Annotated in this window: 17 protein-coding genes and 1 tRNA gene; 9 read left to right on the forward strand and 9 right to left on the reverse strand. The window is 70.8% G+C overall.

What is annotated here, in order from left to right; all coding sequences use genetic code 11:
• Window positions 1-14 precede the first annotated feature (14 nt).
• The 3 genes from DRB96_RS10110 (at window position 15) to DRB96_RS10120 (ending at window position 2,489) form a co-directional block, all read left to right on the forward strand.
• Window positions 15-866 (forward strand): helix-turn-helix transcriptional regulator, encoded by an 852-nt coding sequence (locus DRB96_RS10110; RefSeq protein WP_112448125.1) that lies wholly within the window; start codon window positions 15-17, stop codon window positions 864-866.
• A gap of 90 nt (window positions 867-956) precedes the next feature.
• A complete protein-coding gene (locus DRB96_RS10115) occupies window positions 957-1,163 on the forward strand; it encodes a hypothetical protein (RefSeq protein WP_112448126.1) in 207 nt (68 codons plus the stop codon).
• A gap of 489 nt (window positions 1,164-1,652) precedes the next feature.
• Window positions 1,653-2,489, forward strand: coding sequence for a hypothetical protein (locus DRB96_RS10120; RefSeq protein ID WP_112448127.1), 837 nt, complete (start codon window positions 1,653-1,655; stop codon window positions 2,487-2,489).
• Window positions 2,490-2,641: 152 nt separating this feature from the next.
• On the opposite strand, the gene DRB96_RS10125 is transcribed toward DRB96_RS10120, so the two are convergent.
• A tRNA-Cys gene (locus tag DRB96_RS10125) sits at window positions 2,642-2,713 on the reverse strand.
• A gap of 179 nt (window positions 2,714-2,892) precedes the next feature.
• On the opposite strand from DRB96_RS10125, the gene DRB96_RS10130 reads away from it, so the two are divergent.
• Window positions 2,893-4,428, forward strand: a complete 1,536-nt coding sequence (locus tag DRB96_RS10130) for an MFS transporter (RefSeq protein WP_112448128.1) — start codon at window positions 2,893-2,895, stop codon at window positions 4,426-4,428.
• On the opposite strand, the gene DRB96_RS10135 is transcribed toward DRB96_RS10130, so the two are convergent.
• Window positions 4,418-4,858 (reverse strand): hypothetical protein, encoded by a 441-nt coding sequence (locus DRB96_RS10135; RefSeq protein ID WP_112448129.1) that lies wholly within the window; start codon window positions 4,856-4,858, stop codon window positions 4,418-4,420. The two genes, DRB96_RS10130 and DRB96_RS10135, sit on opposite strands and share 11 nt — an antisense overlap.
• Window positions 4,859-4,954: 96 nt before the next feature.
• On the opposite strand from DRB96_RS10135, the gene DRB96_RS10140 reads away from it, so the two are divergent.
• The 5 genes from DRB96_RS10140 to DRB96_RS10160 all read left to right on the forward strand — a co-directional run bounded on the left by DRB96_RS10140 (window position 4,955) and on the right by DRB96_RS10160 (window position 9,593).
• The gene (locus tag DRB96_RS10140; protein WP_112448130.1) at window positions 4,955-5,152 is read left to right on the forward strand and encodes an Arc family DNA-binding protein; all 198 of its coding nucleotides are present in this window, start codon (window positions 4,955-4,957) and stop codon (window positions 5,150-5,152) included.
• Window positions 5,149-5,520, forward strand: coding sequence for a Fic family protein (locus DRB96_RS10145; protein ID WP_112448131.1), 372 nt, complete (start codon window positions 5,149-5,151; stop codon window positions 5,518-5,520). Before DRB96_RS10140 ends, DRB96_RS10145 begins: the two co-directional genes overlap by 4 nt.
• A 195-nt stretch (window positions 5,521-5,715) precedes the next feature.
• Window positions 5,716-7,500 (forward strand): DEAD/DEAH box helicase, encoded by a 1,785-nt coding sequence (locus DRB96_RS10150; RefSeq protein WP_112448132.1) that lies wholly within the window; start codon window positions 5,716-5,718, stop codon window positions 7,498-7,500.
• A gap of 516 nt (window positions 7,501-8,016) precedes the next feature.
• Window positions 8,017-8,658: a helix-turn-helix domain-containing protein gene (locus DRB96_RS10155; RefSeq protein ID WP_112448133.1), complete on the forward strand. Its 642-nt coding sequence runs from the start codon at window positions 8,017-8,019 to the stop codon at window positions 8,656-8,658.
• Between the two features lie 137 nt (window positions 8,659-8,795).
• Window positions 8,796-9,593 (forward strand): S16 family serine protease, encoded by a 798-nt coding sequence (locus tag DRB96_RS10160; protein WP_112448134.1) that lies wholly within the window; start codon window positions 8,796-8,798, stop codon window positions 9,591-9,593.
• Here the strand turns inward: DRB96_RS10160 and DRB96_RS10165 are convergent.
• From DRB96_RS10165 to DRB96_RS10195, 7 genes are all read right to left on the reverse strand, one after another.
• Window positions 9,523-10,821 (reverse strand): MFS transporter, encoded by a 1,299-nt coding sequence (locus tag DRB96_RS10165; RefSeq protein WP_112448135.1) that lies wholly within the window; start codon window positions 10,819-10,821, stop codon window positions 9,523-9,525. The genes DRB96_RS10160 and DRB96_RS10165 overlap by 71 nt on opposite strands.
• The gene (locus tag DRB96_RS10170; protein WP_112448136.1) at window positions 10,818-11,042 is read right to left on the reverse strand and encodes a hypothetical protein; all 225 of its coding nucleotides are present in this window, start codon (window positions 11,040-11,042) and stop codon (window positions 10,818-10,820) included. Before DRB96_RS10170 ends, DRB96_RS10165 begins: the two co-directional genes overlap by 4 nt.
• Window positions 11,043-11,079: 37 nt before the next feature.
• Window positions 11,080-11,676, reverse strand: a complete 597-nt coding sequence (locus DRB96_RS10175; protein ID WP_112448137.1) for a helix-turn-helix domain-containing protein — start codon at window positions 11,674-11,676, stop codon at window positions 11,080-11,082.
• Between the two features lie 78 nt (window positions 11,677-11,754).
• Window positions 11,755-12,732: a glycine betaine ABC transporter substrate-binding protein gene (locus DRB96_RS10180; protein ID WP_112448138.1), complete on the reverse strand. Its 978-nt coding sequence runs from the start codon at window positions 12,730-12,732 to the stop codon at window positions 11,755-11,757.
• Window positions 12,732-13,598 (reverse strand): ABC transporter permease, encoded by an 867-nt coding sequence (locus DRB96_RS10185; protein WP_112448139.1) that lies wholly within the window; start codon window positions 13,596-13,598, stop codon window positions 12,732-12,734. Before DRB96_RS10185 ends, DRB96_RS10180 begins: the two co-directional genes overlap by 1 nt.
• Entirely contained in the window at window positions 13,595-14,836 is a 1,242-nt protein-coding gene (locus tag DRB96_RS10190) for a betaine/proline/choline family ABC transporter ATP-binding protein (protein WP_112453319.1), read from the reverse strand. Before DRB96_RS10190 ends, DRB96_RS10185 begins: the two co-directional genes overlap by 4 nt.
• Window positions 14,837-14,879: 43 nt before the next feature.
• Entirely contained in the window at window positions 14,880-15,527 is a 648-nt protein-coding gene (locus DRB96_RS10195; protein WP_112448140.1) for an ABC transporter permease, read from the reverse strand.
• Window positions 15,528-15,548: the final 21 nt, after the last annotated feature.

Raw genomic sequence — 15,548 nt, forward strand, 5'->3', positions numbered from 1 at the left:
CCCTCCGCCAGCCCATGCCCAGCTACCAGTCATCCAGCGTCGAGAACGCACGCAAGGCCGTCGCGGCACGTCTGCGGGAGGTCCGCCTCGACGCTGGGCTGAAAGGGCATGAGCTGGCGGCACGCTGCGGCTGGCACAAGTCCAAGGTGTCGCGGATCGAGAACGCGATCACGCCCCCGGCCGACGCGGACATCCGCGACTGGTGCGCTGGGTGTGGTGCCGACGACCAGGCTCCGGACATCATCGCCACCTCGCGCACGGCTGACTCGATGTACCTGGAGTGGAAGCGTCTCCAGCGAACAGGCCTGCGGCGTCTCCAGGAGTCCCGCGTCCCGCTGTACGAGCGGACCAAGCTTCATCGCGGCTACGCCTCGCACGTCATGCCCGGCCTGTTCCAGACGCCGGCATACGCATCTGCCCTGCTGGGCGTGATCGGGAGGTTCCACCGAGCACCGAGAGACATCCCCGAAGCCGTGGCTGCCCGGATGGCGCGAGCCCACGTCCTCCAGGGGGCTGGGCACCGCTTCATCTTCTTGATCGAGGAAGCCGTCCTGCGGTACCAGATCGGCGACGCGGAGTGCATGGCCGGTCAGCTCGGACACCTGCTGTCGGTCATGTCGCTGCCCGCTGTCTCGGTCGGCGTGATCCCCTTCGCGGCCAGTGAGCGAAGCATGTGGACCCTGGAGACCTTCGACATCTTCGACGACGAGCGGGTGCATGTGGAACTTCTCACCGCTCAGGTGACCCTCACCGCGCCCAGCGAAGTGGGCATGTACATGAGGGCCTTCGGGGATCTTCGAGACCTGGCCGTGTACGGCTCGGATGCTCGTGCGTGCGTGGCTACCGCCCTCGCGGCGCTGGGCTAAGAAGTCGCGTGCAACTGCGTAGAACTCTCTTGGGCCTGGGCATGATCAATTCCTAGCGTTGTCGTCAGTAGACGACGCGAGGAGTCGGACATGACCCAGTCGAGGAAAGAACCCAGGACCTACCAAGCGATGATGGAGGAGCTGCCGCTCCGTCTGGAGCCGGACCCCGATCCGGTGGAGGGTTGCGCTGGCTGCGTCGAGCTGGTGGCGGCGCGAGACCGGGCCTACACGGGCGGCGACTGGACCACCGTGACCGACTGCAACATCTTCATTCGCCGTCACCCGATCGGCCACTGATGGCGACCCCCGCGCAACCCAAGCGGGGACAGAAGCGCCCAGCAGCGAAGCCGAAGCCTGTGGGTCATCCCACGAGCTGCTGCGGTTACTGCGCCGGGTGGCGTGCCGTCTGGTGCCCAGACTGCGCGGGGTTCACTGGCTGCGTGACCTGCCGCCGCACGTTCAAGGTCCCGTGTCCCGACTGCTCGGGTGGTCACCTGGAGAAATGGATTCCGTGACGGGCGGGTGTGGAAGAGATGGGGTCTTCCGCACCCACCGTTAGTGTGCGTGCTCGGCCGCTGGTCAGTACCTGTCGCCCAGGGCCTGGACCGCGTTCACGGCACGGTTGCTCGGCCCACGTATCTGGTGACGAGAGCCCGCACAACTGAACTACGTCCAGGGCAGCCGCTTTTGCGGCTGCCCACGGGCCAGTTAACCACCGAGGCGTTCGAGCATCGCCCGGACCAGCGGACTGGCGCCACGGGCCGGTGAGTACGAAAATCACCAGCCATGTCCGACACTTTCTGGACCGCGCTCTCCGCGACTGCCACAGCGGCCGCCTTCTTCGCGGTCACCTGGCGGTCGATTCTCACTCGCCGTGCTCTTGGGACGGCACAACAGGCTCTTGCCACTGCCGATCAGGCCCTCATTGCCTCTCAAGCTGTAGCGCTGGACGCGGCCCGTACGCGGCTGGACGGGCAGGCGCCGACTGTCAGTGTCCGAATCCACGAAGTGCCGTGGCCACCGCTCGCCTGGACGCCCCACGGCATGCCGGTGAACCCGTGGCCTAACGGGTACGAGTGGCACTTCCCCGCCATGCAGGAAGAGCGAATCGTCCTCCAGGCATGCATCGAGGTGCAGAACCACGCTCAATCTCATGTCACTCTCGACTGCCAGGGTGACTTGTACGTCGCGGTTGAGCAGAGGCCGACCGCGGCGGGCTCCAGCCTGTTGTTCCCTGAGCAGCGGGTTCGTCGTCTCTTCTTGCAGAAGGACTTCACCATCAAGGAGCTTTCGGAGAACTACGAAGCGCAACAGGCGGGGCGCCCACTACCCCACCGAGTAGAGGGAAGCATCACTGTCCATGATGGCCGCGACAACGGTGTGACTGACGCGTGGGACCTTGAGTTGACCGGGTGCCCCGTCCGGCCAGTGGAAGAACGCCAAGGACTGTGGGTCGTGGCTGCCAGCAGTCTTCCGGGTGACTCTGGGGCGGACCTGTTGGAGTACGAAGTCCAGCCACCCCGAAGGCGTATCTACTGGGTCTCCAGGCAGCGTGGGGAGCAGCTACCGGAGCCGACCTTCACTATCAATGTGCCGGGTGAGTTGCCAGCCATCCAGTCGTAGCTCCTGCCGCCGCTTGCCTTCGGCCGGCCTGCCCCACCCGGCGGTGGGGGCGTGCTCTTGGCGCAACTGAGACGGAAACTGAGACGAACGGCCAAATGGGCGGCACCCCGTGTGGGGTGCCGCCCATCCGTTTTGGCTGGTCGGGCCATCAGAAGCCGTGACCGGAATCGAACCGGCGTAACTCGCTTTGCAGGCGAGTCCCTCAACCACTCGGGCACACGGCTGGGTGGTGATGTGCATGACCGTACGAGGGCGTCGGCGGGTGGGGAAGGGATGCGCGGCGGGTGCAACGCGACTGCCATGCCGCGTTCACAGTCCGCCGTATGACCTAGGGCTGGGGACCGAGGCGGGATCCACCTTATTGACAGGGTCGATACCGGGCCACGCACCTTACGCTGGGGCGATGAGCGTCCTCCCGCAGCGAGCCCCCGACCCCGCCCCGATACCCGCCCGCCCGCAGGGCGAGGGCGGGATCATGGGGCCCGCCTACCGGACGCTCAGCATCGGGATCATCTCCGTGATCTTCCTGATCGCCTTCGAGGCCACCGCCGTCGGGACCGCCATGCCCGTGGCCGCCCGGGAGCTGGAGGGGATCGGGCTCTACGCCTTCGCCTTCTCCGCCTACTTCACGACCAGCCTCTTCGGCATGGTCCTCTCGGGGCAGTGGGCCGACCGGCAGGGGCCGCTGCGGCCCCTGGCCGTGGGGATCGTGGGCTTCGCCGCCGGGCTGGTGTTCTCCGGGACCGCCGGCGCGATGTGGATCTTCGTGCTCGGGCGGGCCGTGCAGGGGTTCGGCGGCGGGCTCGTCATCGTCGCCCTGTACGTGGTCGTCAGCCGGGCCTACGAGGAGCGGCTGCGGCCCGCGATCATGGCGGCCTTCGCCGCGAGCTGGGTCGTGCCCTCGATCGTCGGACCGCTGGCCTCGGGCACGGTGACCGAGCACCTCGGGTGGCGCTGGGTCTTCCTCGGGATACCCGCGCTGGTCTTCGTACCGCTGGCCGTGGCCCTGCCGGCGATCCGTCGGACCGCCTCCGGGCCGGTGGACCCCGAGGCTCCGCCCGCCGCGTTCGACCGGCGCCGGATCCGGCTCGCGCTCGGGATCTCGGCCGGTGCGGGGCTGCTCCAGTACGCCGCCCAGGACCTGAAGTGGCTGTCGCTGCTGCCCGGGCTGGCGGGGGCGGCCCTGCTGGTGCCCGCCGTGCTCGGGCTGCTGCCCCGCGGGACCTACCTGGCGCGGCGCGGGCTGCCGTCGGTGGTGCTGCTGCGGGGCGTGGCCGCGGGGTCGTTCATCGCGGCGGAGAGCTTCGTACCGCTGATGCTGGTCACCCAGCGGGGGCTCAGCCCGACCCTGGCCGGGTTCTCGCTCGCGCTGGGCGGGGTGACGTGGGCGGCGGGCTCGTGGGTGCAGTCGAAGGGCCGGATGGCGCCGTACCGGACCCGGCTGATGGTGCTGGGCATGGTCTTCGTCGCGGCCGCGATCGCGGGGGCGCCGGCGGTGCTCGTCGCGTGGGTCCCGGTGTGGACGCTGGCGCTGGTGTGGGCGCTGGGATGCCTGGGGATGGGCCTGGTGATCGGCTCCACGAGCGTGCTGCTGCTGAAGCTGTCGGCGCCGGCGGAGGCGGGGGCCAACTCCGCCTCGCTGCAGATCTCGGACGCGCTGGCGAACGTCGTGCTGCTGGCGGCCGGCGGCGCGGCGTTCGCCGCGCTGGGCGGTGGAGCGGTGGGCGCGGCGCACTCCGTGGCGGAGGGGGGCGGGGCCTCGCACCCGGCCGCGTTCGTGGTGGTCTTCCTGCCGATGGCCTGCGTGGCGCTGGTGGGGGCCTGGGTGGCGACCCGCCTGGACCCCGCCCCGGGAGCCGGCCCCGCAGCCGCAGCAGCAGCCGCGGCGGAGGCGGGAGCCGGTGCCGGTGCCGGAGCCGAGGACACCGTCAAGGCCTGACCGGACCCCCGGGATCGGCGGCCTCCGCCTTCGCGGCTGCCGCCGCCTCCAGCAGGGTCCAGCCGTCCATCTCGACCGGCCGGCGCGCCTGCTCCCCCTGCCGTGCCTCCGGCTGCCAGCCGCGGGCCAGCGCCGCGTCGAGCAGGGCCCGTACGGCGCCCGGTTCGTGCAGGTTCAGGTCCGGGCCCCGGACGAGGCCCACGTCTCCGGAGCCGAAGGGGGCACCGCCCGGGACGTACCGGTCCGGCCCGGGGGCGAAGACGATGCGCAGCGGGCCGCCGGTGCCGGCGGGCAGTGCGAACAGCGTGAGGGTCTGGCGGCAGCCCGCGGGCCGGCCCGCCTCGTCCTTGGGGTGGCCGTGGCGCAACGTCCACAGGTAGGAACGCCCCTCGGTGACCAGCAGGCGGGGTTTCCTCGGACGGCGTGACATGGAGCCGAGGGTACGGGGCCCCCGTGGTGGCGGACCGTGCTGAAAGTCGACTGACACCGGCTGGTACCGCGCGGTACCGCGCGGTACCATCGGCGCATGGCCGGTCTCAACGTCAGGTTCACCGAAGAAGAGCTGGACGCCCTGCGCGAGCGCGCGGAGGCTGAAGGCCGCAGCATGCAGTCGTTCGCGCACGAGGCGGTGATGAGAGCCGTAAACGAGCACTCCCGGCTGTTCGACGAAGCGGCCGAGCACGTCCTGAAGGTCAGCGGTGAGCTGAACCGGAGGCTTGCGTGACCCGCTACCTGACCTTGCCCGAGGTGCTGAACCTCGCGGAGCGGCTCGGGACCAGCGAGGTACGTGACTACGGGCTGCTCGACTCGGCGCTCGCGCGCCCGCGGTCGAGCGTGTTCGGTCAGGACGCCTACCCGGACATCTGGGAGAAGGCCGCCGCCCTGATGGAGTCGCTCGCGCGCAACCACAGCCTCGTGGACGGCAACAAGCGCATCGCCTGGTACGCGACCTGGGTCTTCCTGCACGTGAACGGCCACCCCCTGGACGCCGGCTTCGACGTGGACGAGGCCGAACGCTTCGTGCTGGACGTGTGCCAGGGCTCGCTGGACGTGCCCAAGATCGCCGCGCAGCTCCCGCGATTCGCTCGCTGACCCGCGGAATGTCCCGCGGAATGTGACGCTCGCCGCACGGGCCGAGGTCACGGGCCTGTCCCTCCGCGAGGGGCGGGCCCGGGCCGGTAAGGTGGCCCGGTTGTCCTACGTACGACTGCCCGTACCAGTGTCCGCACCGCTGCCCGTACCGCTGCACGTGGGTGGATACGCCGCCGAGAGCCCGAACCGGAGACCGTGACTACTACCGCCTCCCACCACCTCTCACCCGCCTTCCCCGGCCGTGCGCCCTGGGGTACCGCCAGCGCCCTGCGAGCTTGGCAGCAGGGTGCACTGGACCGGTACCTGGAGACCCAGCCGCGCGACTTCCTCGCCGTCGCCACCCCCGGCGCCGGGAAGACCACCTTCGCGCTGACGCTCGCGTCATGGCTGCTGCACCACCACGTGGTGCAGCAGGTGACCGTCGTCGCGCCCACCGAGCACCTGAAGAAGCAGTGGGCGGAAGCCGCCGCCCGGATAGGGATCCGGCTGGACCCGGACTACTCCGCGGGCCCGCTGAGCAAGGACTACCACGGGGTCGCGGTCACGTACGCGGGTGTCGGCGTGCGGCCGATGCTGCACCGCAACCGGTGCGAGCAGCGCAAGACCCTGGTCATCCTCGACGAGATCCACCACGCCGGTGACTCGAAGTCCTGGGGCGAGGCCTGCCTCGAAGCCTTCGACCCGGCGACCCGGCGCCTCGCGCTGACCGGCACGCCCTTCCGGTCCGACACGAACCCGATCCCCTTCGTGGCCTACGAGGAGGGCAACGACGGGATCCGGCGCTCCTCCGCCGACTACACCTACGGCTACGGGAACGCGCTCGGTGACGGCGTCGTCCGGCCGGTCATCTTCCTCTCCTACAGCGGCAACATGCGCTGGCGCACCAAGGCGGGCGACGAGATCGCCGCACGCCTCGGCGAGCCGATGACCAAGGACGCCATCTCCCAGGCCTGGCGCACCGCGCTGGACGCGCGCGGCGACTGGATGCCGAACGTGCTGCGCGCCGCCGACCGGCGGCTCACCGAGGTCCGCAAGGGCATCCCGGACGCCGGCGGGCTCGTCATCGCCGCCGACCAGGACTCGGCGCGCGCCTACGCCAAGCTGATCCGCGAGATCACGGGGACGAAGGCCACCGTCGTGCTGTCCGACGACACGGGCGCCTCGAAGCGGATCGACGAGTTCGCCGCGAGCAACGACCGCTGGATGGTCGCGGTCCGCATGGTGTCCGAGGGCGTCGACGTGCCCCGGCTCGCGGTCGGCGTGTACGCCACCACCATCTCCACCCCGCTGTTCTTCGCGCAGGCCGTCGGACGCTTCGTGCGCTCGCGCAGGCGCGGCGAGACGGCCTCGGTGTTCCTGCCGACCATCCCCTACCTGCTGGGCTTCGCGAACGAGATGGAGGTCGAGCGCGACCACGTGCTCGACAAGCCGAAGAAGCAGGGCGAGGAGGACCCGTACGCCGACTCCGAGAAGGAGATGGAGGAGGCGAACAAGCAGGAGGACGAGGACACCGGCGACGAGGAGCAGATGTCCTTCGAGGCGCTGGAGTCCGACGCCGTCTTCGACCGGGTGCTCTACGACGGCGCCGAGTTCGGCATGCAGGCGCACCCGGGCAGCGAGGAGGAGCAGGACTACCTCGGCATCCCGGGACTGCTGGAGCCGGACCAGGTGCAGATGCTGCTCCAGAAGCGGCAGTCGCGGCAGATCGCGCACAGCCGGCGCAAGCCGGACACGGAGGCGGACCTGCTGGAGCTGCCGGCCGACCGGCGCCCGGTGGTCTCGCACAAGGAGCTGCTGGAGCTGCGCAAGTCGCTGAACACCATGGTCGGCGCGTACGTCCACCAGAGCGGCAAACCGCACGGGGTGCTCCACACCGAGCTGCGCCGGGTCTGCGGCGGACCGCCGAGCGCGGAGGCGACGGCCGGGCAGCTGCGGGAGCGGATCAAAAAGGTCCAGGAATGGGCCACTCGGATGCGCTGAGGCATTTTCCCGCAGGGGGTTCCGCAAGCTTTCCGCGAGCTTTTCGGGAGCTTTTCAGGAGCCTTCCGCGGGTCTTCCACAGGCTTTCCGTAAAGCCTTCCGCGGGTTTTCTGCGAGTCTTCCGCGGGTCTCCTGTGGGTCTTTCTCCAGGAATCGAAACGGGGTCTTTGTGGACTTTCGTACGGGCCCCGTTTCGCGGTGGATTCACGCGGTACGGGACCCCGCGCCGGCGGTCGGCGGCGCCGGGGTCCGAGGGCCCCGGGAGGTCACGAATTGACAGCGATCCGCGTTCACAACCGGCATAAACCGGCAGCAGGCGCCCGGATTCTGGACGAGCCCTTCCGCTGAGCGAACCTGCTCGCTAGTGTCCCCGCATCGAACGCCCCGTGGCAGCGCCGCTGCGGGAGCGCAGCCGGTGCCATGGCCGCTACCGGCGGCCTCTCCGTGCGTCGCCGAGGGACCGGCGGCGCTATCCCCAGAGAGTCACCGCCGCCCACCGAAAGAGGGAGAGGCGTCGTGACCGCGGAAACCTCCCAGACTCTCGACAGAGGACTGCGCGTCCTCAAACTGCTCGCCGACACCGACCACGGTCTGACCGTCACCGAGCTCTCCAACCGCCTCGGTGTGAACCGCACCGTGGTCTACCGGCTCCTCGCCACCCTCGAACAGCACGCCCTGGTCCGCCGTGACCTCGGCGGCCGGGCCCGCGTCGGGCTCGGAGTGCTGCGCCTGGGCCGACAGGTGCACCCGCTGGTCCGTGAGGCGGCCCTGCCCGCGCTGCGCTCGCTCGCCGAGGACATAGGCGCCACCGCGCACCTGACCCTCGTCGACGGCACCGAAGCGCTCGCCGTGGCCGTCGTCGAGCCGACCTGGACCGACTACCACGTGGCCTACCGGGCCGGCTTCCGCCACCCGCTCGACCGCGGGGCCGCCGGCCGGGCCATCCTGGCCGCCCGTCAGGGCACGCTCATCGAGCCCGGGTACACGCTCACCCACGGCGAGCTCGAAGCGGGTGCCAGCGGCGCCGCCGCGCCCCTCGTGGGGATCACCGGGCTGGAGGGCAGCGTGGGCGTCGTCATGCTGTCGGACGCCGTGCCCGAGCGGGTCGGCCCGCGCGTGGTCGACGCCGCCCGAGAGGTGGCCGACGCCCTGCGCTGAACCGCCGGGCACCAGCCGGGCGGAAGCCGGGCACAAGCCCGGCGTGAAGCCGGGCCAGAAGTACGTCAGGACCGGGCCGCGTCCCCTCAGGGGGCGCGGCCCGACCCGTTGCCGGACGGCCGCGCTAGATTGGCCGGGTGCTCTCTCGCCTCACACGTCTGCCGCGTCCCGCCGCCCTCGCGGTCTGCGCCGTGCCCGTCCTCGCGCTGTTCGCCGTCGCGGCCGCCGCTCCGCTGCCCTTCGTGGTCGCGCAGCCGGGCCTCACCGCCGACGTGCTCGGCTCCCGCGACGGCAAGCCGGTCATCACGGTCACGGGAGCACCCACCCGGGAGACCACGGGCCAGCTGCGGATGACCACCATCCAGGCCACCGGCCCCTCCACCTCCGTCACCCTCCCCGACCTGCTCGGGGACTGGTTCGACACCAGCCGTGCGGTCATGCCCCGCGAGGCGGTGTACCCGTCGGGCGGAAGCGACGAGGAGATCGAGGAGCACAACCTGGAGGAGATGACGAAGTCGCAGTCGACGGCCTCCGAGGCCGCGCTCGGCTTCCTCCACAAGGACCCGAAGGACGTGAAGGTCGAGCTGAACCTCGCCGACGTCGGCGGCCCGAGCGCCGGGCTGCTCTTCTCCCTCGGCATCGTCGACAAGCTCGACGGGAACGGCAGCGGCGGCGACCTCACCGGCGGCCGCACCATCGCCGGTACGGGCACCATCAGCGCGGACGGCGAGGTCGGCGCGGTCGGCGGCGTGGCCCTGAAGACCCAGGCCGCGCGGCGCGACGGGGCGAGCGTGTTCCTCGTACCGGCGGCGGAGTGCTCCGACGCGAAGTCCGAGCTCCCCGAGGGGCTGCGGCTGGTCCCCGTCACTTCGCTGACGGATGCGGTGAACGCGCTGCGGGCTCTGCAGAAGGGCGATGCGGTTCCGTCCTGCTGATCCGGGACACGGGCGCCTCCATGCCCCGCCAGACGGGGAAGAGCAGCGGTGAGAGCGTGACGAGGAAGTACACCCCGCCGAACACCAGCAGCGCCCGGCCCACCCCGAACCCGTCGACCAGCAGCCCGGCCGCCAGCCCGCCCAGCGGCATCGTCAGCTCGCAGCCCGCCTGGGTCACGCCCGAGACCCGGCTGCGCAGCACGTCGGGCACCTTCTCCAGCATCACCGTGGTCAGGATCGGGTTGAGCACGCCCGCGCCCAGCCCGGACAGCGCCATCGTCACCGCGAGCGGCAGCGGGGTGTCGGTGAAGGCGGCGACGGCGTAGCGGGGGGCTCCGCACAGCAGGAAGGCCGCGGCGAAGACGGTCCGGCGGGGGAACCGCTCGCCCCACACCCCGTAGAGCAGGGCCCCCAGCAGTGCGAAGCCGCCGAAGAGGGCGACCATCAGGCCGAGCGCGGTGGCTCCGCCGAGCGCCTCGCGGCCGTGCACGGGCAGCAGGACCGAGGACCAGCCCTGGTCGAGACCGTTGGTCATCATCACCATCAGGGTGATGCCGAGCAGCAGCCGTGCGCGGGCCAGGAAGCGCCAGCCCTCGGCGAGTTCGGCCCGGTAGCCGGCCAGCGACACCTTCTGGGCGGACCGCTGCGGCTCGGCGGACGGCAGCCCCCGCAGGAACACGGCGACGAGCAGCGCGGACGCCCCGAACGTGGCCGCGTCCAGGAGCAGGACGGACTCGGCGCCGACCGTGGCGATCAGTACGCCGGCCAGCGCGGCCCCGAGCATGCGGGCTCCGCGCGAGACGGCGTCGTAGAGGCTGGCGGCGCGGGCGACGGTGGTGCCGGCGTGCTCGGCGAGGTGGGGGAGCATGACGTAGCGCGCGGCCAGTCCGGGGGTGTGCACGAGGCCGCCGACGGCCATCAGCGCGCACAGCATCCAGAACTCCAGCAGTCCGGCGTAGTGCAGCAGCGGGATCGCCGCCACGGACAGGCCGCAGATCAGGTCGGAGGCGGCGGAGACCCGGCGGCGGCCGATCCGGTCGATGACGGGACCGCCGACGAGGGCGGCCACGGCGACGGGCAGCGTGGCGCAGAAGGCGACGATCCCGGCCCGGCCGGCGCTGCCCGTGGTCTGGAGCACGAACCAGGGCACGCCGATGAGGGTCAGTGAACTCCCGGCTATCGAGATGGTGTTGGCGATGAGGACGGCGGTGAAGGGGCGGCGGCTCATACGGCGTGCCGCCTGACGCGGGCGTGGATGTGCGCGGACTCCATCAGGCGGATGCCCGCGCTGACCAGGGCCTCGCCCAGCCGGTTGCGCAGGGCGGGCAGCGCGGGCGGGGAGCCGGCGGCAGGCGCGGCACTGCGGTGCGCGAGGTGCCAGGCGGCGGCCTCGGCGGCGAGCTCGGCGGTGCGGACGGCGTGTTCGCGGGCATGGGTGAAGGCGTGCACGGCAGGACTCCTTCTGTGAAAGGGGGTGGGGAGGCGGCTACTTGGTGCGGACCGGGAAGGCGTGCGTGTGGAAACGGACCGTCTCCGTGCCCTCCGAGGACGGCAGGTCGCGGTAGCTGTTGATCAGGTCGTGGACCTTCAGGATCAGCTCGTGGCTCTGTTCGGCGGTGAGTTGGAGCGAGAAGTCGCTGAGCTCGGAACTCCGCCGCCAATCGACCGACCAGTTGGGTGCGTCACCCAGCCAGGCGGACAGCTCCTGCTCGTGGATCTTCACGATCTCGGACAGGAAGACCTCCGCGGCGCCGCGCGTGGCGGGGTCGGTGTCGTAGATCAGCGCCTCGTCGAACGAGGTGCCGTCCTGGGAGGGCCGCCACCAGCGCTCGCGGCCCTTGCCGTGCTCGGGGGCGTCCTCGACGAACCCGTACGCGGCGAGCTGGCGCAGGTGGTAGCTGGTGGCCCCGCTCGACTCCCCGAGCTGCTCGGCCAGCTGGGAGGCGGTGGCCGGCCCGTGCAGGCGCAGGGAGCCCAGCAGGCGCATGCGCAGCGGGTGGGCGAGGCCGCGCAGGGAGCGGGCATCGAGCTTGCGGACCTGCGGCTCGGCGGGCTTCGGGGAATCGGCGTTCTTCTCGGGCATGCCTCAACCGTAGAGTTGCAAAGGAGTCTGTGCAAGGGTTTCTTTGCAACTACTTCTTTGCATCCACTCGTACGGACCTCAGCCCTCCTTGATGAAGCCCTCCGCCACCAGCCACTCCTTCGCCACCTCGTGCGGGTCCTGCCCGTCCACGTCCACCTTGGCGTTGAGCTGCTGCGCGACCTCCGTCGTCAGCCGCTTCGACAGGGGGTCCAACAGCTTCGCGATCACCGGGTACTTCTCCAGCGTCTTCGCGTGCAGCTCGGGCGCCGCGTTGTAGTTGGGGAAGAAGTGCCGGTCGTCGGCGAGGGTGTCCAGGTCCATGGCCTTGATCCGGCCGTCCGTGGTGAACGCCTCGCCCAGCAGGCAGGAATCGGACTTGGAGACCTGGGTGTAGATGATCCCGGCGTCCATCTTCATGACGTTGCCCGCCGGGATCTTCATCCCGTACGCCTTCTCCATGCCCGGCAGTCCGTCCTCGCGGGAGGCGAACTCGTTCTCCACGCACACCGTCACCGCCGACGGGTCCTCCTGCGACAGCTTCGCCACGTCCGACATCGTCTTCAGCCCGTACTTGGCGTTGTTCTTCTTGCTGATGGCGAGCGTGTAGGTGTTGTTGAGCGTGGACGGCGGCAGCCACGCCACGCCGTTCTTGACGTCCGCGTCCCGCACCGCCTCCCACTGCGCGTACGGGTCCTCGATCGGCTTGTCGTTGCCCAGGTAGGTGATCCAGGCCGTGCCCGTGTACTCGTACATGGCGTCCGCGTCGCCCTGCACGATCGCCTCGCGCGCACTGATCGAGCCGGGCAGGTTGGTGCGGTCCAGCACCTCCGCGCCGGCCGCCTTGAAGATCAGGCCGATCATCTGGCCGAGCACGATGTTCTCGCTGAAGTTCTTCGAAGTGACCGTGAGCGAGGCCCCCTTGAGCGGCTCTCCCTGGCCGACCGAGCCCGGCAGGACGTCGTCCACCATCGGGGACCCGCTCTTGAGGCCGCAGCCCGCGAGGGCCAGCAGGGCCGCGCAGCCCGCGGCGGCCGTCCGTACGGCGAGCCGGCCCATCACACCTCCAGCCCGCGCGGGGTCAGGACGGTCTCGGCGAGCGAGGCGAGCCAGTCCACGAACAGCGCGAGCGACACGGTCAGTACGGAGCCCAGCACCAGCACCGGCATCCGCTGGGTCTGGATCCCGGAGGTGATCAGGTCGCCCAGGCCCCCGCCGCCGCCGAAGGTGGCCAGGGTCGCGGTGCCGACGTTCAGGACGAGGGCCGTCCGTACGCCGGCCAGGATCAGCGGGACGGCCAGCGGCAGCTCCACCTTCAGCAGGGTGCCCGTGGAGGACATGCCGATCCCGCGCGCGGCCTCCACCAGCTGCGGGTCGATCTGACGCAGCCCGGCGACGGTGTTGGACAGCACGGGCAGGACGGCGTAGGCCACCATGCCGATGATCGCGGTCCTGGGGCCGATGCCGAGCCAGATGACGAGCAGGGCCAGCAACCCGATGGCCGGGGTGGCCTGGCCGATGTTGGCGATCGCGGTGACCGGCGGTGCCGCCCGGCTCATGCCGCCCCGGGTGAGGGCGATGCCGAGCGGGATCGCGATGACCAGCACCCAGAAGGTCGAGATGGCCGTCAGCTGGATGTGCTGCCACAGCCGGAGCTCGACGTTGCCGTCGCTGAGGGAGTTCTCGGCGATCGTGTCGAGGGTGGTGTTGGTGATCCACAGGTACGTGGCCAGCAGCACCAGCGCCAGCACGGTCGGCAGGGTCACCAGCTGGGTCCAGGTCAGGCGCCGCTCGGGGCGGGCGGCCGGCGGCGGGGGCTCCGCCGCATCGGCGGCCCCGGCCAGCTCCGGATCCCGGAAGACGTGGCCCTTGACCTCGTGCTCGCCGGGCGGGCGCTCGGGGGAGACGGGGTTGCGCGGGGTCATGATCCGTCCGACCCGTCGTCCCGCAGTCCTTCCAGGTCCCGGTCGGTGCGGTGGTGGCGCAGCTCCTCGAGGTCGTGCGCGTGCTCGGCGGCCGTCAGCCGGTCGGCCTCCAGCATCTCGTGCACCGAGTTCATCAGCGTCTCCATGTCGACGACCCCGATGTACTCGCCGCGCCGCCCGGTGACGGCGACCCGCCCGCCGCTGTCGGTGAGGACGGCCTCCAGGGCGTCGTGCAGGGTCGCGTCCCGGGTCACCGTGTCGTGCACGAGCTGTCCGGCCCGGGCCAGCGAGCCCTTGGCACGCATCAGGTCGCCGCGGCGCAGCCATTTGTACGGGCGGCCGCGCCGGTCCAGCATCAGGAGCTCGTTGCCCTGGCCGGCGCGCAGGGTGTTGAAGATCTGCTGGAGCGGGTCGTCCACGGACACGGTCGGGAACTCGGCGATCTCCACGTCCCGCACGCGGGTCAGGTTGAGCCGTTTGAGGGCCGCGCCGGCGCCGACGAAGCCGGAGACGAAGTCGTCGGCGGGGTTGGTGAGGATCGCCTCGGGGGTGTCGAACTGCGCGATGTGCGAGCGCTCGCGCAGGACGGCGATCCGGTCGCCGAGCTTGATGGCCTCGTCGAAGTCGTGGGTGACGAAGACGATCGTCTTGTGCAGCTCGTGCTGGAGCCGGATCAGCTCGTCCTGGAGGTGGTCGCGGGTGATGGGGTCGACGGCGCCGAAGGGCTCGTCCATCAGCAGGACGGGCGGGTCGGCGGCGAGCGCCCGGGCCACGCCCACGCGCTGCTGCTGGCCGCCGGAGAGCTGGCGCGGGTAGCGGCCGTGGAACTCGCGCGGGTCCAGGCCGACCAGGTCGAGCATCTCCTCCACCCGGTCCTTGACGCGCGACTTGGACCAGCCGGTCATCTTCGGGACCAGGGCGATGTTCTCGGCGACCGTCATGTGCGGGAAGAGCCCGGAGGACTGGATCGCGTACCCGATCTTGCGGCGCAGTTTGACCGGGTCCATGTCGGTGACGTCCTCGTCGCCGATGCGGATGCGGCCGGAGGTGGGCTCGATCAGCCGGTTGATCATCTTCAGGGTGGTGGACTTGCCGCAGCCGGAGGGGCCGACGAAGACGACCGTCTCGCCCGCCTTGATCTCCATCGAGACCTCGTCGACGGAGGGGTTCGGGTTGCCCGGGTAGCGCTTGGTGAGGTTCTCCAGCCGGATGGCGGCGCCGGAGGTGGCGGCCGCCACCGGGGCGGCGGGGGCGGCGGGGGCCTGCGGGCTCTCGGACGGCTCAGACACGGATTCCCCTCGGGATGGTGAGACGGCCGAGCAGGACGTAGGCGGCGTCGAAGAGCAGGGCGAGGATGACCACGCCGAGCGTCCCGGCGAGGACCTGGTTGATGGCGTTGGCGCTGCCGAGCGAGCCGATCCCGCGGAAGATCTCGTTGCCGAGGCCCGGCCCGGAGGCGTAGGCGGCGATGGCCGCGATGCCCATCAGCATCTGCGTGGAGACCCGGATGCCGGTCAGGATCGGCGGCCAGGCGAGCGGCAGCTCCACCTTCAGGAGCTGGGCGGCGCGGGACATGCCGATGCCCTTGGCGGCGTCGACCAGGGCCGGGTCCACCCCGCGCAGCCCCACGATGGAGTTGCGGACGATCGGCAGCAGCCCGTAGAGCGTCAGGGCGATCACGGTCGGCGCCACGCCGAGGCCGACGATCGGGATCAGCAGGCCGATCATGGCCAGGGAGGGGATGGTCAGCACCGTGGAGGTGGAGGTGACCGCGAGGTTCCCGGCCCAGCCGCTGCGGTAGGTGAGGACGCCGATGGCGATGCCGAGCAGGGTCGCGATCACCATGCACTGGAAGACGGCGCTGGCGTGCTGGAAGGCGTCGGTGAGGAGCTGCTGGTGGCGGTTGGACAGGTAGGCCCAGAAACTCACGCCACGTCACCTCACCGTCGT

It is taken from the genome of Streptomyces sp. ICC1, assembly GCF_003287935.1.
Lineage (GTDB): Bacteria > Actinomycetota > Actinomycetes > Streptomycetales > Streptomycetaceae > Streptomyces > Streptomyces tritrimontium.